Origin of the sequence: Algoriphagus sanaruensis, assembly GCF_001593605.1 — a bacterium.
In the GTDB taxonomy this organism is placed as follows: Bacteria; Bacteroidota; Bacteroidia; order Cytophagales; family Cyclobacteriaceae; genus Algoriphagus; species Algoriphagus sanaruensis.
In genome coordinates, this window is sequence record NZ_CP012836.1 from 1,132,512 (window position 1) to 1,154,345 (window position 21,834).

Consider the following 21,834-nt stretch of genomic DNA (forward strand, 5'->3'; position numbering starts at 1 on the left):
TTATGTTTTTCTTCAGGCTGCTGTCTTACCTGCCCTTATCGATTCTGTACTTATTTTCTGACGTGATTTACCTCATTGCCAGATATGTGATTGCTTATCGCAAGCGGGTCATTGATGAGAATTTGCGTTTTGCCTTTCCAGAAAAAACAGATCTGGAGCGAAAGAGAATCCGAAATTCATTTTATCGAAATTTTACAGATGCATTTTTTGCGGAGACGATTAAGTTGCTGACGATTTCTGAGCAGGAGCTTCGGAGGAGATTTGTGGTTGTCAATCAGGAAATCATCGATCAAGAAGTCATCCAAGGCAAAACTGCCTTGATGATGGCAGGCCATATTTTCAATTGGGAAATGGCAATCTTGGGGGTTGCGTTACATACTGAAGTCAAGGCGGAGACAGTTTATCTGAAGTTGAACAATCCGTTTTTTAACCAACTTATGTTGGCGATTCGGACACATTTTGGTGGAATCATGACCGAGAAGCGGGAATTTCGGCGAAGTATGCTCACCTTGAAGTCTGATCCAAGAATTATTCATTTGGCAGCAGACCAGCGGCCTCCAGGAAAAGAAAATCGATACCAGCGGGAATTTCTAAATCGCCCAGCCTACTTCTTTGAAGGGGGAGAATTTATGGCGAAAAAGATGGATTTACCGGTGTTTTTCGGAACCATGACTAAAGTCAAGCGGGGTCATTACCGATTTGAATTTTCTAAATTGGCCCAGCCTCCTTACTCAACCGATCAACCCCACAGCATCACGGATGAGTTTTGTAAGCGATTGGAAGATAATATTCGTGCCCAACCTGACTTATACCTTTGGAGTCATAAACGATGGAAGGTGTAATAGCTTTAAATTGGAAATGATGTAAGGTTGGAAAGTTTTGGGACGATAAAATGTCGTGAAGTTTGGAGCTTGGAGCAATTGTTGGATTTGATGGGCCATCAAGCTTTCTTCTCAAGTTTCCTGTCTTCCGTCTCCTAACTTAATACCAGATCTTGATACTCAATAGTAACTAATGGATTACCTCAAAGAACTCAATCCTCCTCAACGAGAAGCCGTAGAACGGACTGACGGTCCGGTGATGATTATTGCGGGTGCTGGCTCTGGCAAAACTCGTGTCTTGACCTACCGGATTGCTCATTTGATTTATTCCAAAGGCATTGATCCATTTCATATTTTGTCCTTGACGTTTACGAACAAGGCTGCCAGTGAGATGAAGCATCGGATCGAAAAATTGGTCGGTCTGGAAGCTCGGAATACCTGGATGGGTACTTTTCACTCGATTTTTGCAAAAATCCTCCGGGTAGAATCCGACAAGATTGGGTATCCTTCCAACTTTACGATTTACGATACAGACGATTCCAAATCCCTGATCCGAACCTTGGTCAAAGAAATGCGCCTAGATGACAAGGTCTATAAGCCAAGTGTGGTTCTTTCCCGAATTTCAGGTGCCAAAAACCGGCTTATTTCCTGGTCAGCTTATCAAGCGGATCCCTTTGTTCGAGCAGATGATGAGGCGGCGATGCGACCAAGGATGGGGGAGATTTATCAAAAGTACCAAGACCGGTTATTTAAAGCTGGAGCTATGGACTTTGATGATTTGTTGTTCAATACGAATGTCCTGTTTCGGGACCATGTGGACGTTTTGAACAAATATCAACAGCGGTTCAAGTACGTCATGGTGGATGAGTTTCAGGATACCAACGTCTCCCAATACCTCATCACCAAAAAACTAGCCTCAGTCCATCAAAATATCTGTGTGGTAGGGGATGATGCACAGAGTATTTATGCGTTTCGTGGGGCAGATATTCAGAATATTCTCAATTTTGAAAAGGACTATCCAGACCTTTTCGTGGTTAAACTGGAGCAAAATTACCGCTCCACCAAGACCATTGTGGAAGCTGCAAACTCAATCATCGATAAAAATAAAGCCCAACTCAAAAAGACCGTTTGGACCTCAAATCCTGATGGAGAGTTGATCGAGTTGATCAAAGCCACCTCCGACAACGAGGAAGGGAGAATTGTGGCGACTACCATTTTTGAGGAAAAAAATAACAAGAAACTCAACAACAGCGATTTTGCGATTCTTTATCGAACCAATTCCCAGTCAAGGGCAATTGAAGAAGCGCTTCGCAAAATGAATTTGACCTATAAAATTGTCGGGGGTCTTTCTTTCTACCAACGAAAAGAAATCAAAGACCTCATGGCATACCTCCGATTCGCAGTCAATCCAGCAGATGAGGAGGCATTCAAGCGAATCATCAATTATCCAAAACGGGGAATTGGGGATACGTCTGTAGAGAAAATGCTTGTCGCAGCCTATGATCATGACACACCGCTTTGGGAGGTAGTTCAAAATGCCCATAGCTTTTTGGGCGGAAAAGCCGGAAGTGCTGTGGATGATTTTGCCACGATGATCAAGGCTTTCCAGATCGATATTGAGCGAAAGGATGCCTACGAGGTAGCCAACAATGTCGCCAAGCAAACCGGACTCCTTCGCGAACTGTATGAAGACAAAACCATCGAAGGACTCAACCGCTACGAAAACGTCCAGGAGCTTTTGAACGCCATCAAAGAATATGTCGACAATCCTGAAAATGAGGATAAAAGCTTGGGGTCCTTCCTTCAGGAAATTGCCTTGTTGACCGACAATGACCAAGACAAAGACCAGACGGACGCTATTACCTTAATGACCATTCACTCTTCGAAGGGACTGGAGTTTAAGCAGGTTTTTGTGGTGGGAATGGAAGAGGATTTATTTCCTTCCCAAATGATGATGCAAAGTCGGGAAGATTTGGAGGAGGAGAGGAGACTTTTCTATGTCGCGACTACCCGTGCGATGGAAAAACTGTACCTGACCTATGCCTTGACCCGGTATCGGTTTGGCCGATTGCTGAATTGTGAGCCGAGTCGATTTTTGGAGGAAATCGACGGGTCACGGATCAAGGTCAATAAAAAAATGACTGCAACCCGTGAAATGCCAGGAGCATTGCGGAGAGAGGGTTTGCCGGGTTCTCAAGGATTTATCGGGATCAAAAAAGCCCAACCTGAGACTCGACAGCCAATCCAAATGAAAATCCATACCCCAAGTCCTGATTTCAAACCTAGCAACACCAATAATCTCCAAGCTGAGCAATTGGTGGAGCATCCCAAATTTGGTTTTGGAAAAGTACAGAAAATTGAAACCGAGGGTCTTAACCGTAAAGCGACCATCCAATTTGAGCATTTTGGGGAGAAGACATTATTGCTTAGCTTTGCCAAGCTCAGAATTATAGACTGATCACCGTCTCCCCCAATCCTTTGGTGATTTTTTGTTACCTTTTAGTAGAAAAATTGGGAGGAAAGTGGAGCATACCGACACCGATAAACACCATCTTATTTTGAAAGAATACGGCAAAAACATTCAGCAGCTGGTCGACCATGTCACCGCTATTGAAGACCGAGAAAAGCGCACGCAGAGTGCCTATACTGTAATTGAAATCATCAAGCAGCTTTTTCCTGCCATGCGACAGGAAAGCGACCAAAAGCTTTGGGATGACATCTACATCATGTCTGATTTTAAACTTGATGTCGATGGACCTTTTCCAATGCCAGAAAAGGAACTTTTAGGGAAAAAACCACTTCCTGTTGGCTATCCAAAAGGAGAGGTGAAGTTTAAACACTACGGCCGAAACATCGAAAAATTGATTGAGAAAGCAATCGAAATCGAAAATGATGAAGAGCAGGAAAATGCGATCATTTACATCGGTCAATTGATGCGAAGTTTTCACTCCACTTGGAATAGAGATAATTTTGACGATGGCATTATCATTGATGATATCAAGACGCTCTCCAAGGGCAAATTGCATATCGACTTGGAAAAAGTGAGAGAAAATGCGCTGTTCGAATCCAATACTCGCAGAGATTTCAAAATCCCGCATATTGAAGAAGAGTCGCAGCATAATCAAAAGAAGAAACACCACGGTAAAAAACACCGAAATAACGGCCACAAAAAACGTAGATAATCATACATGGCATCTTTTCGAGTAGAGGGAGGACACAAGCTTAAGGGCGAGATCATCCCGCAGGGAGCAAAAAATGAAGCGCTTCAAATCCTTTGCGCGGTACTGCTGACCTCAGAAAAGGTCACCATTCATAAAATTCCAAATATCCGTGATGTCAACAAGCTCATCGAATTGTTGGCGGATATGGGTGTTAAAGTTCATAAGCTCGGTCCGGAGTCTTACGAGTTTCAAGCGGACGAAGTCAACCTAGACTATTTGGAAACCGAGGATTTTTTGAAGAAGGCCTCTGCACTTCGCGGCTCAGTGATGATACTAGGTCCACTTTTGGCGCGATTTGGAAAAGGAAAACTTTCCAAGCCGGGAGGAGACAAGATTGGTCGACGCAGAATGGACACCCATTTCTTTGGATTCCAGAAGCTGGGGGCTCAATTTCATTACGATGCTAAAAATGAGATTTTCCATATCGACGGCAAGAACCTAAAGGGTACTTACATGCTTCTAGACGAAGCATCCGTGACTGGTACTGCCAATATCGTTATGGCGGCTGTACTTGCAGAAGGAAGAACCACCATCTATAATGCTGCCTGTGAACCTTACCTCCAGCAACTTTGTGATATGCTCAATCGAATGGGCGCAAAAATTACGGGTGTAGGTTCAAATCTTTTACATATTGATGGAGTAACTCAGCTCGGGGGTACTTCTCATACCATGCTTCCGGACATGATCGAAATTGGCTCTTTCATCGGAATGGCGGCAATGACTCAGTCCGAAATCACCATCAAAGATTGCCAAATTCATCGATTGGGAATCATTCCTGAAACTTTCCGAAGAATGGGGATTCAGATGGAGTTCAGAGGAGATGATATCTACATCCCTTCTCAAAGACACTATGAGATCGAAACCTTTATTGATGGGTCAATCCTGACAGTCGCTGACCAAATTTGGCCTGGGTTTACTCCGGATTTGCTTTCGATTGTGTTGGTTACGGCGACTCAGGCAAAAGGGACTGTTTTGGTTCACCAAAAAATGTTTGAATCCCGATTATTCTTCGTGGATAAACTGATCGATATGGGAGCTCAAATTATACTTTGTGATCCTCATCGTGCCACTGTAATCGGATTGGATCGAAAATATCCGCTTCGTGGTATTCGAATGACCTCTCCAGATATTCGTGCTGGGGTTGCATTATTGATTGCAGCGATGTCTGCCAATGGCGTTTCGATAATAGATAATATCGAGCAAATTGATCGAGGCTATCAGCACATCGATGAGCGATTAAATGCCTTAGGCGCAAGAATAGAGCGGATTTCTTAGTAAATTATTCGAGCCTTTCAGTCCAAATCACCTAAACTCCTTCCCAATTGAGACAGGAAATTACTGTGGATCGTATTGCTCCCAAAAATCTTCAGCCTGAAGATGTCCCTCTATTTGAGGGAGCATTTTCAGTGAAGTTTGAGCGACTACATCCCACTCAGGTAAGTCACTGTTGGGTGTTGCAAGACACGGTGTTTTCTCCAGGAGAGGTGAAATTTTATTCAGCCTATACCCATATTTCAAATCTTGGGGCCCCACAATTTGCCAAACGAATCGTGTATTGTGCCCTGAAGTCTTGGCGAAAAGTTTCTCAAGGAACTTGGGTGACTGATGAGTGGAGTTCAAATTTCTTTCATTGGACCACAGACTGTCTTCCGCGTATTTGGGAGGGCATGGATTTGGATAAAGATTCGCCAATACTCCTTCCTGAATCGTTTCGGAATTTACCTTATGTAATCCAATCCTTGGAAATGGTAGGTGCAAAGGTTGAGTTTTTTAAAGTCTCTGAAAATCTACACGTGGATCGGTTAATTTTGACCGCACGAACGGCCACTTTTCCTAATTTTCATGTAGAACTTACGCGAAGGACTAGGGAATTCTTCAGAAAATTTCAATCCTCAATCGTAGCCGACAAAGTTGTTTACATCAGCCGTAAACTTGCCCCAAAACGCAAGGCCCACAATGAGTTGGAAGTCGAATTAATGCTTCGAAAGAGAGGAGTGGAAATCGTCTACGCTGAGCAACTCACCTTCAAGCAACAAGTGGAATTGATGGGGCAGACTCGTTTTTTGATTTGCCTTCATGGAGCGGCATTGACCAATATGGTTTTTTTGCCCGAATCAGCTGAAGTTTTGGAATTGAGAAATATTGGCGATTCGAAAACTCAATGCTATTTCAATTTAGCTTCGGCTCTTAATTTAAATTATTACTACACCCTCAATCCGGGGGATAATCAGGATACCATCATGACTAATTTTACGATTGATGTGACTGCTCTTTCCCAGCAACTTGATTCCTTAGGGATCTATTGACCTGTATTTTTTCGCGCTAGGGATTTCTCCACTTAAGGATTCTTCTTGCTTCCTGTTCTTATTTTTTGGTAACTTCTAAGCCAATTACCTCAACCCATTTAACCTATGTCAAAGAAAAAACTCCGTAGCCAAGAGTGGTACGGACGTACCGGAAAGGACGGAATTATTTACCGGTCTTGGATGAAAAACCAAGGTCTTCCCCATCATCTTTTTACTGGCGAAAAGCCGGTCATTGGGATTTGCAATACCTGGTCAGAACTTACCCCCTGCAACGCACATTTTCGAGATTTGGCAGAAGCGCTCAAACGCGGAATCTGGGAAGCAGGCGGTTTTCCATTAGAATTTCCAGTGATGTCGCTCGGCGAATGCTCCATCAAACCTACTGCGATGCTTTTTCGAAATCTGGCATCCATGGATGTGGAGGAAAGCATCCGTGCTAATCCTATGGATGGTGTGGTCTTGATGTGTGGCTGTGATAAAACTACACCCTCTTTGGTGATGGGGGCAGCATCAGTCAACCTTCCTACTTTAGTGCTTTCAGGTGGGCCAATGTTGGTGGGTAGATTTAGGGGAAAAAAAATAGGAACCTCTGACATTTGGAGATTTGCGGAGGACTATAAAGTCGGAAGACTGACTCAAGAAGACATGATTGAGGTAGAGTCATCCATGTCCAGATCAGTGGGGCATTGCGCTCCGATGGGAACGGCATCCACTATGGCTGCAATGGTAGAGGCCTTGGGCTTGGCTCTTCCCGATAATGCCACTATCCCGGCTGCAGATTCTAGAAGAAAGGTGCTAGCGCATATGGCTGGAATGAGGATCGTGGAAATGGTCAAAGAAGACCTCACGATGGATAAAATTTTAACCAGAAAGGCCTTTGAAAATTCGATCATGGTCAATGCTGCCATCGGTGGGTCGACTAACTTTATCCTCCATCTCACCGCAATCGCCAAGCGGATCGGGGTAGAGTTGGACTTGACTGACTTTGATCATTTTTCATCCAAAATACCTCTCATCGCCAATGTTCAGCCATCCGGAGAGCATTGGGTGGAGGACTTATTTTATGCAGGTGGCATGCCTGCCGTGATGCGGGAAATCCAAAAGCATCTTCATACCGATGCAATTACTGTTAATGGAAAAACGATCGGGGAAAATATTAGCAAGGCAGAATGCTGGGATAGAAATCTGATCGGTACACTCGACCAACCCATCAAGCCAGAATCAGGAATTGCTGTGCTCAAAGGAAATTTATGTCCAAATGGAGCGGTGCTCAAGCCCTCCGCAGCCACGCCAAGTTTGCTCAAGCATACCGGTCGAGCGGTGGTCTTTGAAGACATCGACGACTATAAAGCGAAAGTCGATGATCCTAGTCTTGACATTGATGAAAACTGCGTAATGGTACTCAAAAACGTAGGGCCCAAGGGATATCCCGGAATGCCTGAAGTTGGTAATATGGGGCTTCCAAAAAAGCTGCTTGAAAAAGGGGTTAAGGACATGGTTCGGATTTCAGACGGTCGAATGAGTGGGACAGGATTTGGTACAGTGGTGCTTCACGTATCTCCCGAATCCGCAATTGGTGGTCCGCTGGCATTAGTCCAAAACGGTGACTTAATTGAACTGGATGTTCCAAATCGTTCTTTGAATTTGCTGATCTCTGAGGAAGAGTTTGAAAATAGACGGAAAAGCTTTGTGCCCACTCAACTCCCTTATGAACGAGGCTATGTCAATTTATTCCTCGATAAGGTGAATCAAGCCCATGAGGGAGTAGATTTTGATTTTCTTCAAGGAAGCTCTGGAGCTGAGGTGAAGAGAGATTCTCATTGAGATAAGTCATCCAATCCCTCCAAGGGCTTTAAACCTTTGGAGGGCTAAACACTAAGTTTATGAAAAACCCAAAGGTAGCTATCGTTACTGGAGCCGGTCAGGGAATCGGACTGGAGATTGCCAGAAAACTGCTCGAGAGCGGTTCCAATGTGATTTTAAATGACTTAGAGAAAAGTCTCACGGAGCAAGCTGTGGCTAATTTGGTTCAGCTTGGTAAAGGTGCCGTTATCGGCTGTTCCGGAGATTCGGCTTCTCAGGAAACGATTCAGGAGTTGATCGAACTAGCCCTGACCCACTTTGGCAAAGTAGATCAACTGGTCTGCAATGCTGGGATCACCTTATTTGGATCTTTCTTGGATTATTCCCGAGAAGACTTCTTGGAAGTCACCCGAGTGAATCAAGCGGGTACTTTTTTCTTAACTCAAGCGGCTGCCAGAGTGATGAAAGATCAGCCGGATGGAGGATCGATCTTGTTTACCTCATCAGTTACCGCACATCAAAGTCATGAAAATCTTGCTGCCTATGCGATGAGTAAGGCAGCGATCGAAATGCTTGCCAAAAACTTGGTGCTGGAGCTCGCACCCTATCGAATCCGATTAAATGCTATCGCTCCAGGTGCCACCCTCACCGAGCGCACTACCTCTGATCCAGATTATGCCTCGACTTGGTCCAAATTGACTCCTTTGGGTCGTCCTGCACGGCCAGAAGACATTGCAGAGGCAGCAGCATTTTTGCTGTCGGATGCTGCAAAGCATATCACTGGACAAACCCTCATCATTGATGGTGGCTGGACTTCCATAAGCCCTTCTCCGTATGAATGAAAAACAAGTTCTTACGCTAAAGTCATCCAAGTTTGTGCTTAAAGTTCCGCCTCCATGGGAGCTGAAAGGAGAGGGTATTCTTGTTCTTTTTAGATTTTCGAAAGATTGGATTCAAGAAAAATCCGGGCTTTCGGAAGAGATGAAAGCTAAATTTAGAGGAGGCTTTGGGTATGTGATGTTTGTGAATTACGAAGAATCTCCGGTCGGGCCCTATCGGGAAGTATTATTTATCCCAGGAAGATTCAGAAAAAAGAGACACCAAGTGATTTCCAGAATTGTGGTCGATTCGGAAACCAGTACTCGAAATGGTCAAGAAAATTGGGGGATACCCAAGGAAACACTTCCCATTACTTGGGTCAAAGAAAAAAATCGAGATCTAATTCAAGTTCAGCATTCTGGGAAGACAGTCTTTTCGGCAGAAGTATCACATGGAGGCATCTCCTTTCCTCTTAGCACTGCACTTATGCCAATCTCCCTTTGCCAATCTTGGAAGGGAGTGAAATATTATACCAAGCCGACAGGATATGGCTGGGCCAAATTCGCAAAGCTCAAACAGGTAGAATTAGACCCCAATCTCTTTCCGGACATTCGAGGAGTCCAACCGCTGATGGCGGTTCGAGTAAGCCCATTTACCATGAATTTCCCAGAGCCCTATTTCAAAGATGAACTCCCTTGAGCATAAAAAAATCATTGTTACGGGAGCAGGTTCAGGGATTGGATTGGCAATCATAGAACTCCTTTATCCTAATACGCAGGAGCTGTTGGCCGTTGATATTTCGTTAGATCGTCTGCAACAACTGAGGCAACGATTTCCAAAAATGAAAGGCTTGCTCCGAGCTGATCTCTCTCAAAAATCTGGAGTTGAAAAAGTGATTTCTTGGGTCGATCAACATTGGAAGCAGGTGGATTTTTGCTTCGCTAATGCAGGAAAAGCAGAGTTTGGACCTTTTGATCGGCAAGATTGGAAAACGATGGAGGAATTGTTTCAACTCAATGTGTTTTCACCAATTCAGTTAGGTTTGGATTTAAAAAAGTCTTTTGCAGGACCTCATTTTCGTCATGTAATTACCTGTTCGGCAATGGCTTATTGGTCCGTTCCTGGGTATAGTGCCTATAGTTCGACCAAAGCTGCTGTATTGCGTTGGGCCGAAACGGTCTGGTCGGAACGAGATGGTGACTGGCTTAGTCTTGCATTTCCCATTGCTACAAATACTGCTTTTTTTGAGGAAGCAGGGGAAGAAATTCCAAAAGCATTTCCAATTCAATCTTCCACTTGGGTTGCTCAAAAAATGATTCGAGGAGCAATAAAAGGCAAAAAGAAAATTCACCCTTCGTTACTTTTTCAGCTTATGCTTTGGATCAACGCTCGATTGGGTGGGATCAGGCAGATTTATCAACAGATAGAATTGGTGAAATTTAGGGGCTGGATTGTGAAACAAACCCAAAATCAGTAGGTTACAGCTTTAATTAACCCTAAAAACATGAAAAAATATTTTGGACTGCTCGGTATTTTAGTTTGGATGTCCTCTTGTCAGCAAGAAAAGGAAATGCCAGATACATTGCCATTTCAAGTCGCAAAGGCCTATGGTATTGAGAATTTTGATCAAGTCAATTCCATTGCCTACACGTGGAATGTACAACGGGATTCTGTCAATGTAATATCAAGGGACTGGAAATGGAATATCAAGGACAGCACGGTTTATTATTCAGGACCGGACACCACGTTTACTTACAGTCTCACAGCCGATTCGCTTCCGAAGCAGGACGGGGCCTTTATCAATGATAAATACTGGGCTATGATGCCTTTTCAATTGGCTTGGGACGCTGGCTATACCTATGAAACTGTTGAAAATGTTCCTTCCCCTCTGAAGGGAACCAATTCCACCAAATTGACCATCATCTACAATTCGGGAGAACCAGCTGCGCCAGGAATGGGCTACACGCCTGGTGATGCCTATGATCTCTATATCGATGAAAATAAGATGATCCTCGAATGGACATTTAGAAGAGGAAATGGAGCTGAAGGGCGTACTTGGACTTGGGAAAATGTGGGAGATTTTGGTCCGATTAAGCTTGCACAAGACCACATGGGGCAAGATGGTAATCGCTTTATTTGGTTAACCAACGTCAAAGTCGAATAGGCTTTTAAATAAAAATGAGTTGAGCCGCGGGGATTCCTTGCGGCTTTTTTACATTTAATCCTTCTCAAATCTTCCCCAAAATGAACCGAAGAAACTTTATCGCCTCAGGAGCACTACTTGGTGCCGGAGTAATGGCAAGTCCTATCCAATCGTTTTCTTTTACCCCCCAAAAATCTTGGACGGTAGGTGAAATCATGGACACGTTTATTGCTCAAGTACCTAATGGTCCTTTTGCACAAACAGTAGATACGATCAAAGTGGGCTCTAGAGAAACGGTAGTCACCGGAGTGGTAACTACTATGTTTACTACCATGGAAATCATCCATAAAGCCATCGAACTTAAGGCAAACTTGATTATTCCCCATGAGCCTACTTTTTTCTCGGGGCAAGATGAAACAGATTACCTGCAGGAAGATCCAGTTTTCCGAGCGAAATATGATCTGATGGAAAAGCACGGGATTACCTTATGGAGAAACCATGACTATGTCCACAGAATGCAAGATGATGGAGTTCGTGTTGGGGTAGTTGGAGATCTCGGCTGGGATGAATATTATACTCCCGGAAGCCGGATTTTGACTATTCCCAAAACAGACCTTCGCGGACTAATTAATCACATTAAAGCCAAGTTGGGTGTGCCTGCCATGCGGTATGTCGGGGATTTAAATCAGACTTGCAGTAAAGTACTTTTACTTCCTGGAGCTGTAGGAGGACGTCTTCAAATTACTCAGATCATGGAGCACAGACCTGATGTATTGGTGTGTGGAGAATCCAATGAATGGGAAACGCCGGAATATGTAAGGGCTGCCAATGAAATCGGTATGAAGCTATCCATGATCGAGATTGGGCATTCTGCCAGCGAAGAGGGGGGATCAGAATTTGTCAAAAACTGGCTCAATCAAAATATGCCCGAACTTCCTGTTTATCATATTCCAAGTGGGAATTCGCTTCAGGTATTTTAAACTAAACTTTCCAAATAAAATATCTTCTTTTTGCTAATTCATTTAATAAAATCTATCCAATGAAAAGAATCCTTGCCACCCTTGTTTTGCTTATCGTCTTTCATGTTAGCTTTTCGCAAACTCAACCCAAAGAGCCTGTTTTTCAACTCTTGGACGCCATGAAGATCAGCACGAACATGAATCAAATGGTAGATGTACTGAGGAAAAATCCAATGTTTGCCTCATCCAATGTTCCAGATGAATTTTGGGAAGAATTCAAAGCTGAAATGTCTTCTGATGAATTGATGAAAGAAATTGCGGCAGTTTACTCAAAGTATTATTCAGAGGAAAAAATGATGGATCTCATCCAATTTTACAACTCGCCGATTGGTCAAAAAACCTTGGAAATTACCCCCGCACTTACGGGAGAAACCATGCAAATTGGACAGCGATATGGAATGCAGGTGGTTCAAAAGATCAGTGAAAAAATGAAGGAAAAAGGATATACTTCTTCACTGTAACAAAAAAGCCGGATTTAATCCGGCTCTATTTTTTTACAAACTCCAAATATTTCCTACATCCGAAAGGGGAATACATCCCAAATAATCTCCAGGAATGGGATCATAGCTCAGGACATTTTTTCCGATTTCCTCCGAACTGAAATACGCCCAAAGAACAGTGGACTTTAATCCTCGGTAGAACCCGACTGGTTCGCGAGGTCCCACTGCTCCACCCCAAACAGTTTTGGGGAATTTAGGAGAATTAGCTTCATGCCCCTTGAAGCAAGCTGTTTTGTCCTCCTCAGAAAGCTCTGCAAATACGTTTCCGTACTTCTCCTTGCAGTCTGCATTGAATTTTTCAATATCTGCAACTACTTGCTTTTGGCCTGCCTCATCGTAAGTTTTTGCATACATCAAGTCAATGAATACATCTGCCTTGACATCCAAGCCGCCGGGTGTTTCTGTTTTAGGCAACAGAAAATCCACAAATGAAGAAATGAATCTTGCTTGGTCTTCTGAAAGAAATACAGGAGTCCAAGTCAATCGATCCGTCTTTGCACAAGCCTGAAGCAAGCTGAGCAGAGTCGGTGCTCCTGCCGCTGCTCCGAGTGCTAAAGCTGATTTTTTGAGTGCGTCGCGTCTATTCATGGCTTAGAGATTCATTTTTTTAAGTTCGGAGACCGCGTGATTGGCAGCTCTGGCAGACAAGGCCATATAAGTTAAGGATGGGTTCACGCAAGAAGAAGAAGTCATACAAGCTCCGTCGGTCACGAAGACATTTTCGCATCCATGAACCTGATTGTTACCATTTAGTACAGAAGTTTTTGGATCTCGACCCATTCGGGCAGTTCCCATTTCATGGATTCCAAAGCCCATTTCATGCTTGTTGTCAAATTCCATGATGTCCTTCAACCCAGCTCTTTCCAGCATTTCTTTGGCATCCTTTCTCGCCTGATCGTTGAGCGCCAATTCATTGGCTTTCCATTCTGCATCAATCGAAAGTGTGGGCTGACCCCACTTGTCCAAGACGTCTTTGTTGAGATATACTTGGTTTTCATGATAAGGGAGACACTCAGAAAATCCTGTGATAAAGAACTCCCAAGGTCCAGGCTTCATCAGACCGTCTTTGAAGTTGCCACCAAAATCTTCCTGATTACCTCCCGCTCCCCATCCCGATCTTCCACCACCGCCTTGGAAGCCAAATCCTCGGACAAATTTGTCAGATTGCGGACCGTCTTTGAGATTGACATAGCGAGGAATATAAATCCCGTTTGGTCGACGCCCTTTGTAATACTGATCTTCAAATCCCTCCACAGTTCCCATAGCTCCAACTCGGTAGGTATGATCCATCAGGTTATGGCCGAGTTCACCGCTGTCATTTCCAAGTCCATTTGGGAACCGATTGGAAGTAGAATTCAGCAATATCTGAGTTGTACTCAAAGTTGAGGCGTTTACGAAGACAATTTTGGCTTTGTAGACGATATCCTCACCAGTTTCTGCATCGATGATTCGAACGCCTGATGCTTTACCCTTTTGCTCATCATATACCACAGACTGGACAATGGAAAAAGGCCTGATTGTCAAATTTCCGGTAGCATTTGCCGCAGGCAAAGTCACCGCATTACTGGAGAAATAAGCTCCATAAGGACATCCGCGGTCGCATCGATTTCGGAATTGGCATTTGCCTCTTCCATTCAAAGGTTCGGTCAAGTGGGCCACCCGACCAATAATCATATTTCTGCCATTGAATTCTTTTTCAATTCTGGCCTTGACGTGTTTTTCCACACAGTTCAGTTCCATGGGAGGTAAAAAATGGGAATCCGGCAATTGAGGTAGCCCCAAAGCTTCCCCGCTGATCCCGGCAAATTTCTCTACATGCGTGTACCAGGGTTCAATATCCTTGTATCTGATTGGCCAATCTACGCCATGTCCGTCTTTCGCATTTGCTTCAAAGTCCAAGTCTGACCAGCGGTAGGTTTGCTTTCCCCAAAGCAAGGACCTTCCACCCATTTGATGAGCTCTGACCCACATAAAAGGTTTGACTTCGGTGTAGGGATTTTCGAGATCATTGGCATGAAAATGCTCATTCATCGCCCCGATAAATCCTGATCGTCCCCCTTTGGGATGCTTTGCTTTTTGCTCCGGAGTAAGTCCGCCACGAAGTTCATGCTCCCAAGGGTCAAGAGTCATTGTCGGGTAATCCACCACATGTTCTACAATTCGTCCCCGCTCTAGGACAAGAGTTTTGAGACCGGCTTCGCAAAGTTCCTTTGCTGCCCAGCCCCCGCTGATGCCCGAACCGATGACGATAGCGTCATAGGTTAAGTTTTTGTCGGCATCGATATTAAAATTGGCCATATACAATAGGTTTATTGAGGGGATAATAATAGGTAAAAATGGTGGAAATGCAGAAATACAGATCGCCCTCCCGAAATAGCTACCGCTCATCGGGATTGTCGCTTCAGGGCTCTAATTTATTTTTATTCATTCATGTCCCAAATTGAATTTGGGGCTTACACAGGATGCGCCTTCAGCGCTTTGATATTCCAATTGATCACTGAAATAATGCCAAAGGCATTTTTTGTAAGAGCCCAGAATTCAATTCTGGGTTTAAAATCAATTTTGTATTTTCAGGTGTGCCAACGGCACGATCTGTAATGCGTTTTTCAATCCTAAATTTTTCAATCCATGCCACAGTCCTTAGCCAAAGTGTACCTCCATATCGTTTTTTCGACCAAAAACAGGGTCCCTGTGATCCCAGAAGAATTCAGGCCTAAAGCCCAAGCCTATTTTATCCAAGTAGGTGCATCACTTGGAAGCTTCACGGAGGTGATTTTCATGATGCCGGATCATATTAATTGGCTATGTGCCTTGCCGAGAACTATCACTATTGCGGATCTGGTGAAGAATATCAAGATCTCCAGTTCCATCAAATACAAGGAACTAATCCATCACAATTTTGAATGGCAAAAGGGATATGGCGCATTTTCAGTCTCTCAATCCAAATTGGAGATAGTCAAAAAGTATATCCAAAATCAGCCTGAGCATCACCGAAAAATTGACTTTCAGACCGAATACCGGAGGTTTTTGGAGGAATATCAGACTGAATATGATGAAAAATATGTGTGGGATTGAATGATGATTTTTTCATTACAGATCGCCCCTTCAGGGCTCTCGATTACCTTTTGCTGGATACTTTACCCCAAATTGAATTTAGGGCTGTAACAGATTGCGCCTTCAGCGCAATTGGTAATTCAATCAGATTTTGGATAAAGTACCAACGGCACGACTTGTATTTGCCCAGAATTCAATTCTGGGTTTTCGTAATAGCCAAGGATTTCCGAGAGTGCTGAAAGCACGATCAGTACTATAATTGTTATAACTATAATTGTTACAACGAGGTTTGAACAAACTGCTATTGTTTTTGTCAGATAGAAACCTAGACAAGTCAAGAATTGAAATTGGGTTTAAATAGAGTTTATTTATTCGTGTAGGGTGAGGAAGGCATTTATTAAAAAGAAAGTTTTAATTTGAATCGGTAAAACAATCCTTGAAATCCATCAAATGAAAAAATCGAAAATTCACCCTTTTGATCTAATTCTTGATATTCTTGGCATAACCGCTATCCTCGCCCTTTTTGCTATTCCTGCCATTTTTTACCAAGGTCTCCCCGACAGCCTGCCAAGACACTATGGTCCGGATGGTTTGCCAGATGCCTTTGGGGGAAAAGGAGTGATATGGGGTTTGCCAATCCTTGGGTTCTTCATGTATTTGGTAATTCGATTTATCAGTACTCTTCCCGAATTAATCAATTTGCCATTCAAAGTAAATCCAAGTGAAAGCGAATCTCAGAAAAGGAAATATGGCAGGATGATCCGGATCCTGAATGTGGGTATAATTTTCCTCTTTGTCTTTTTCACCTACAATACAATTCAAATCGGATTGGGTACCCAAACTCAACTTCCTTCAGGGTTTAAGGCGATGGCCTTGCTTTTACTTTTTGGGATTCCGTCAATTTTCCTGATTCTTGATTGGTTGAAATCCCGAAAATTTAAATAACACATTCTTTTTGGATTGGAATCCCCTTGTCCCCACTCTCTTTATAAGCTATTTTTCTGACATGAAAAAATTTACCCTTCTTTTGATCCTCGCGGTGTCACCGCTTTTCACTTTTGCCCAGCAAAAACTGAATAAAGACGAGAAAAAACTCATCGAATTGATTGATAAAAATTACCAAGAAACGCTGGCCATCCTCGAGGAGGTGATCAATATCAACTCGGGTTCGCTCAATAAGGAAGGTGTGCGTGAAGTAGGTCGTGTCTTCGAGCGGGAATTTCAGAAAATCGGCTTCCAAACCGAGTGGTTAGAAGTCCCCGAAGAAGTCAACCGTGCCGGGCATTTTGTGGCTACGCGCAAAGGAACCAAAGGCAAAAAACTTTTCCTGATCGGGCATTTGGATACGGTTTTTGAAAAAGACATGCCATTCAATCCGTTCACTTACCTCAATGACTCTACCGCCACAGGTCAAGGTGCCAATGATATGAAAGGTGGCGATGTGTTGGTGTTGGCCAGCTTGAAAGCCATGCACCAGCTGGGGCTTTTAGACGATCGCACGATCACCGTATATTTTAATGGAGACGAGGAAAGCACGGGAGATGCAGCACTTTCCAGAAAGGACTTTACCGAACGGGCCAAGCAGCACGACATCGCTTTGGGCTATGAGACCGCACAGGGATTTTCTACGGCCACCGTTGCACGAAGAGGGGCAGGAGGATGGACTCTGAAAACCAGTGGGCGCCAATCCCATTCAAGCGGAGTTTTTGGACAGGGAGCTGGTTATGGTGCTATCTATGAAGCTGCGCGAATACTGAACGAATTCCGTGAAGCTTTAGCGGGCGAAAAATACCTGACCTTCAATCCGGGTCAATTTATTGGAGGTTCGGATGTGAAACTAGATCCAATTAGTGGAACAGGAACCGCTCTCGGCAAGACCAATATCGTCGCCCGAGAAGCGATCGTCACCGGTGATTTGCGGTTTTTGGGTGAAGCTCAAAAAGAAGCTGCTCGCACAAAAATGCGGGAGATCGTCGCCAAAAACCTACACCAAACCGATGCGGAAATCACCTTCTACGACTACATCCCCTCCATGGAGCCGACAGAAGGAAATTATGCCTTGGCAGAATTTCTCAGCAAGGTAAGTCAGGACATGGGCTACGGTCCTGTAAAACCCGGAGATCCGGGAAGCCGAGGTGCTGGAGATATTTCCTTCGTGGCTGAGTTTATGGACTGTCTGGATGGTTTGGGAGCTTCGGGAACTGGCGCACATGCCCCAGGAGAAACCATCAACATGAAGCAATTTCCCGATTTGATCAAAAGAAACACGATCTTTCTGTACCGATTGACCCGATAACCTGATGAAAAAAATGTTAATCCCGGCGGTTTTGGTAGCAACAGCACTTTCCTGCCAAGCACCCGAACCTCAACAATCCGAACCTATGAAACCCCAAAAAATCGTCGTTTATCAGGTTTTTACCCGCCTTTTTGGCAATACGAATACTACCAACAAACCTTGGGGAACCAAGGAAGAAAATGGGGTCGGGAAGTTCAACGACTTCACGGATACCGCATTGGAGGAGATCAAAAAACTCGGGGTATCACACATTTGGTACACGGGTGTTCCTCATCATGGGGTGATTGGGGATTTTCCGGAGATCGGGGTGAGTTCGGACGATCCGGATATCATCAAAGGCCGCGCAGGTTCGCCTTACGCAGTGAGGGATTACTACCAAGTCAATCCCGATTTGGCGGTGGATGTGACCAGGCGGATGGAGGAGTTTGAGGCGCTGATCGCTCGAACGCACAAGCACGACATGAAAGTGATCATTGACATTGTGCCCAACCACGTGTCGCGCTTTTATGAGGGAAAAAACAATCCCGCCGGAGTTCGTGACTTTGGGGCAGACGATGACAAAATGGTGGAATACACCAAAAACAATAATTTCTACTATATCCCCGGTAAAGCATTTCAGGTGCCCGAATCCAAAAATGGCTACCAACCTCTCGGTGGAGAAAAGCATCCGCTCGCCGATGGGAGATTTGAAGAAAAGCCAGCGAAATGGACAGGCAACGGTTCACGATTGGCCCAGCCTGACTTTTACGACTGGTACGAGACTGTTAAGATCAATTACGGAGTAAGTCCAGATGGCAAAAAGGATTTTGACGAATTGCCTGCTAGTGCTGATTCCCTAGACTGGACGGCACATTATGACTTTTGGCAGGGTAAAGACGTGCCGGATTCCTGGAAAAAATTCAAGGACATCACCCAATTTTGGCTAGGCAAAGGCGTGGACGGATTTCGCTTCGACATGGCCGAGATGGTTCCGGTGGAGTTTTGGTCCTACCTCAATTCCCATATCAAAATGACCAATCCGGAGGCATTTCTTCTAGCCGAAGTGTACAATCCAACCTTGTACCGAGACTATATCCGCAAGGGGAAAATGGATTACCTCTACGACAAAGTGGAGCTGTATGATACGCTGAAGCACATCATGAAAGGTCACGGTTCGACGGATAATCTGGTGCCGATCCTGGAAGGATTGAAAGACATTGAGCACCACATGCTCCACTTTCTGGAAAATCACGACGAACAGCGAATTGCCAGCCCGGAGTTTGCGGGGAATCCCTGGAAAGCAATGCCCGCCATGGTCGTGTCAGCGACGGTTTCGACGTCACCAACCATGATCTATTTCGGGCAGGAAGTGGGCGAACCCGGAGCGGAGGATGCAGGTTTTGGTGATCCTAGCCGAACCTCCATCTTTGATTACATCGGGGTACCTCAGCATCAGAAGTGGATGAATGGAGGGAAATTTGACGGAGGGCTACTTTCAGCCAATGAAAAAGCGCTGCGAAACTACTACTCTGAAGTGCTCAACTTCACCCGAAATAGTTCGGCGCTGATGGGAGAGTATATGGAGTTGCATTCCTTCAACCGATCTCAAAACCCAGCCTATACCAACAAAGCCTTCGCTTTTGCCCGATGGGATAAAAGCCAGAAACTGATTGTAGTGACCAACTTCGACGAATTCAAATCGGTGAAAACAACGCTTAAACTTTCCCCGGAGCTGCTGAAAGCTTGGAATCTGGAAGTTGGAAATCGAGATATTCAGGAAGTGATGTTTGGAAAAAAGAAGACCAAGCTGCGAGTGACTGACACTGGGGCAGAGATCGACTTGGACTTTGGGCCATGGGAATCGGCAGTGTTTGAAATCCAATAGGATTAAATAAACCATGCCTCAAAAACAATATTCTTCCCGGATTTGGGTCATCGTTTTGATGCTTATGACTCTTTTCGCGGCTGGGGTCTTTACTTTCCGTTATTCAAACTGGATCAAGAGGGAGTTAACAGATTATACCCGACCCACTCCCAAATGGACTGAGAGTTACAAATTCGGAAAGGTATTTGAAAATTTTCCTGTAGGAATTCTGGGAGTGGATATTTCAGAAAATCAGGGCAAAATCAATTTTCAAAAACTACAGCTACAACTCCAAAATCGACCCATTGAGTTTATGGTGATCCGTGTAACGATGGGTTCTAATGGTGTGGATCAAAGATTTAAGCAAAATTGGAGAGAAGCTTCCAAACTGCCATTAGTCAAAGGAGCTTATCACTATTATCGCCCGAATGAGAATAGCACCAAACAAGCCCAGCATTTTATCAAAAATGTAAAGCTCCAATCCGGTGACATGATTCCCGTTTTGGATATTGAAAAGCATAGTACTATTCAAAGTCGGGATCGGTTAAGGCAGGGAATCAAGAACTGGTTGAATTTGGTGGAAGCCCATTTTGGCGTAAAACCGATGATATATACGGGTGACCGTTTTTTTTGGGACGTCCTTCACGGCCAAGGCTTCGACGAATACCCAATTTGGGTTGCCAATTACAATCCCATCGATAAACCAGAAACAAAAAACTGGGTCATCTGGCAATTTTCTGAAGAAGGAAGTTTGGAAGGAATTGGAGAGCGAATTGACCTGAATGTCCTGAGAGGAGGACGGTTTCAACTTCATAAGTTGAAGATGCCTTAGTTCAATTTCAGGTAATTCATGACAGCCTCATCCCCCTTCAAAGATCGATCCGGCATCGAAGTTTTTTCATTGAAAACCCTGAGTTCATCCGCCGAAAGCAGCGTCACAAAGCTTTCATCAAACCCATCCTGATAGGGAATTCGCCCGGCATTGAGTCCGAGGTAGTGCCCAAAGAAATTATAGACCGCAGCCCGTTTGTTTTTGCCATAGTCGTGTCGCTCGCCGGCTAAGTGGACATTATCTACACGACTTTCTACCTGGTAAGTGGAATAGACTTTTTGCACATAGGGAAACTCGATTCGAGGATTATTTTTAGTCCAATCTCCTCCGTCAGAAACCAGCAGCATCGGCCGAGGTGCAGCCAAAGCGGCAATCTCCACATTGTTGGTTTGGTGATCTACGCTTTTGTGAATTGGCATCCCACTTTCGCAGGTGCAGCCTCCAAAGAAATAGGCCGAGACCATCACAACAGGCGCTGAAACTTTGATCCTCGAATCCAAAGCAGTAATCAAAATCGTCTGAGTGCCTCCACCAGATTCGCCTGTCACGCCGATTCGCTCAGGATCCACATCCGGACGAGAAATCAGGTAATCTATCACCCGTTGGGAATTGTAGGTTTGAAGGGTGAGTGCAATCGGAATTTTGTGATCCACCTGCTTGGAATCGCCATAGCCAATCATGTCATAGGCAAATACCACCGCGCCCATTCGTGCGAATGCTGCACTTCGCTTTTGCATGCTTTCTCCAAATCGTAAATCCGGCCCATGACCATGTACGCTGAGAATTGCAGGACTTTTGGTAACTAGAGCTGGATTTAGCGGACGGTAAAGGTTTCCCGTGATGAAAAATCCGGGAAAGCTTTCGATGGCGATGTTCTCCACGATATAGCCATCCATTTCTCGCGTGCTGTGGATGATGGTGTTGAATGGAGCGGTTCGGGCAGGCATTTGCTCAAGCTTCATTCCCTTGATAATCCCTTCTCGGATTACTTCGGCTCTCTTTTCCCAATCCGCTTGCGAAGTCCAGGTGGAAGCGGTTTGGTTCATGAAAATGGCCCCTTCATCCTCTGTCCAGTAGGCGCCTTGGCAGAGCATGCTTTCTTGAGCAAAAACCCTTGTTGCCTGGAAAAGAAGGAATATCGAAATAGGTATGATTGCTTTCTTCATAGGAGCGAGCG

Annotated in this window: 20 protein-coding genes; 17 read left to right on the forward strand and 3 right to left on the reverse strand. The window is 44.5% G+C overall.

The window, feature by feature from the left end; genetic code table 11:
- The first annotated feature begins 2 nt into the window (after positions 1-2).
- From AO498_RS05010 to AO498_RS05065, 12 genes are all read left to right on the forward strand, one after another.
- Entirely contained in the window at positions 3-842 is an 840-nt protein-coding gene (locus AO498_RS05010; protein ID WP_067544410.1) for a lysophospholipid acyltransferase family protein, read from the forward strand.
- A 172-nt stretch (positions 843-1,014) separates the two neighbouring features.
- Positions 1,015-3,279, forward strand: a complete 2,265-nt coding sequence (locus AO498_RS05015; protein ID WP_067544411.1) for an ATP-dependent helicase — start codon at positions 1,015-1,017, stop codon at positions 3,277-3,279.
- Between the two features lie 64 nt (positions 3,280-3,343).
- Positions 3,344-4,003, forward strand: coding sequence for a DUF4290 domain-containing protein (locus AO498_RS05020; protein WP_067544412.1), 660 nt, complete (start codon positions 3,344-3,346; stop codon positions 4,001-4,003).
- Positions 4,004-4,009: 6 nt separating this feature from the next.
- Positions 4,010-5,317 carry a UDP-N-acetylglucosamine 1-carboxyvinyltransferase gene (murA, locus tag AO498_RS05025; protein WP_067544413.1) on the forward strand — a complete coding sequence of 436 codons (1,308 nt, stop codon included), beginning with the start codon at positions 4,010-4,012 and terminating at the stop codon, positions 5,315-5,317.
- 47 nt (positions 5,318-5,364) lie between these two features.
- The gene (locus tag AO498_RS05030) at positions 5,365-6,348 is read left to right on the forward strand and encodes a glycosyltransferase family 61 protein (RefSeq protein ID WP_067544415.1); all 984 of its coding nucleotides are present in this window, start codon (positions 5,365-5,367) and stop codon (positions 6,346-6,348) included.
- A gap of 105 nt (positions 6,349-6,453) precedes the next feature.
- A complete protein-coding gene (locus tag AO498_RS05035) occupies positions 6,454-8,172 on the forward strand; it encodes an IlvD/Edd family dehydratase (protein ID WP_067544417.1) in 1,719 nt (572 codons plus the stop codon).
- 59 nt (positions 8,173-8,231) lie between these two features.
- Complete coding sequence (locus AO498_RS05040; RefSeq protein ID WP_067544419.1) at positions 8,232-8,993, forward strand: SDR family NAD(P)-dependent oxidoreductase; 762 nt, start codon at positions 8,232-8,234, stop codon at positions 8,991-8,993.
- A complete protein-coding gene (locus AO498_RS05045; RefSeq protein WP_067544421.1) occupies positions 8,986-9,669 on the forward strand; it encodes an acetoacetate decarboxylase family protein in 684 nt (227 codons plus the stop codon). Before AO498_RS05040 ends, AO498_RS05045 begins: the two co-directional genes overlap by 8 nt.
- The gene (locus AO498_RS05050; protein ID WP_067544423.1) at positions 9,656-10,447 is read left to right on the forward strand and encodes an SDR family NAD(P)-dependent oxidoreductase; all 792 of its coding nucleotides are present in this window, start codon (positions 9,656-9,658) and stop codon (positions 10,445-10,447) included. Before AO498_RS05045 ends, AO498_RS05050 begins: the two co-directional genes overlap by 14 nt.
- A gap of 27 nt (positions 10,448-10,474) precedes the next feature.
- Positions 10,475-11,134 (forward strand): hypothetical protein, encoded by a 660-nt coding sequence (locus tag AO498_RS05055; protein WP_067544425.1) that lies wholly within the window; start codon positions 10,475-10,477, stop codon positions 11,132-11,134.
- An 80-nt stretch (positions 11,135-11,214) separates the two neighbouring features.
- On the forward strand, positions 11,215-12,093 hold the full coding sequence (locus AO498_RS05060) for a Nif3-like dinuclear metal center hexameric protein (protein ID WP_067544427.1): 879 nt from the start codon (positions 11,215-11,217) through the stop codon (positions 12,091-12,093).
- Between the two features lie 59 nt (positions 12,094-12,152).
- Positions 12,153-12,593: a DUF2059 domain-containing protein gene (locus AO498_RS05065; protein WP_067544429.1), complete on the forward strand. Its 441-nt coding sequence runs from the start codon at positions 12,153-12,155 to the stop codon at positions 12,591-12,593.
- A 33-nt stretch (positions 12,594-12,626) separates the two neighbouring features.
- Here AO498_RS05065 and AO498_RS05070 read toward each other — a convergent pair whose 3' ends face one another.
- Together AO498_RS05070 and AO498_RS05075 are read right to left on the reverse strand one after the other, a co-directional pair.
- Positions 12,627-13,220 carry a gluconate 2-dehydrogenase subunit 3 family protein gene (locus tag AO498_RS05070; protein ID WP_067544431.1) on the reverse strand — a complete coding sequence of 198 codons (594 nt, stop codon included), beginning with the start codon at positions 13,218-13,220 and terminating at the stop codon, positions 12,627-12,629.
- Between the two features lie 3 nt (positions 13,221-13,223).
- Positions 13,224-14,930, reverse strand: a complete 1,707-nt coding sequence (locus AO498_RS05075) for a GMC oxidoreductase (protein ID WP_067544432.1) — start codon at positions 14,928-14,930, stop codon at positions 13,224-13,226.
- A gap of 330 nt (positions 14,931-15,260) precedes the next feature.
- Here AO498_RS05075 and tnpA point away from each other — a divergent pair, with 330 nt between their 5' ends.
- The 5 genes from tnpA to AO498_RS05100 all read left to right on the forward strand — a co-directional run bounded on the left by tnpA (position 15,261) and on the right by AO498_RS05100 (position 20,657).
- Complete coding sequence (gene tnpA, locus AO498_RS05080; RefSeq protein WP_067544435.1) at positions 15,261-15,707, forward strand: IS200/IS605 family transposase; 447 nt, start codon at positions 15,261-15,263, stop codon at positions 15,705-15,707.
- 429 nt (positions 15,708-16,136) lie between these two features.
- Positions 16,137-16,631 carry a DUF1648 domain-containing protein gene (locus AO498_RS05085; RefSeq protein ID WP_067544436.1) on the forward strand — a complete coding sequence of 165 codons (495 nt, stop codon included), beginning with the start codon at positions 16,137-16,139 and terminating at the stop codon, positions 16,629-16,631.
- A gap of 61 nt (positions 16,632-16,692) precedes the next feature.
- Positions 16,693-17,982: a M20/M25/M40 family metallo-hydrolase gene (locus tag AO498_RS05090; RefSeq protein ID WP_067544439.1), complete on the forward strand. Its 1,290-nt coding sequence runs from the start codon at positions 16,693-16,695 to the stop codon at positions 17,980-17,982.
- Positions 17,983-17,986: 4 nt separating this feature from the next.
- Entirely contained in the window at positions 17,987-19,846 is a 1,860-nt protein-coding gene (locus AO498_RS05095; protein WP_067544441.1) for an alpha-amylase family protein, read from the forward strand.
- Between the two features lie 13 nt (positions 19,847-19,859).
- On the forward strand, positions 19,860-20,657 hold the full coding sequence (locus tag AO498_RS05100; RefSeq protein ID WP_067544442.1) for a GH25 family lysozyme: 798 nt from the start codon (positions 19,860-19,862) through the stop codon (positions 20,655-20,657).
- Here the strand turns inward: AO498_RS05100 and AO498_RS05105 are convergent.
- Positions 20,654-21,823 (reverse strand): alpha/beta hydrolase family protein, encoded by a 1,170-nt coding sequence (locus tag AO498_RS05105; protein ID WP_067544443.1) that lies wholly within the window; start codon positions 21,821-21,823, stop codon positions 20,654-20,656. The two genes, AO498_RS05100 and AO498_RS05105, sit on opposite strands and share 4 nt — an antisense overlap.
- Between the last annotated feature and the right edge of the window lie 11 nt (positions 21,824-21,834).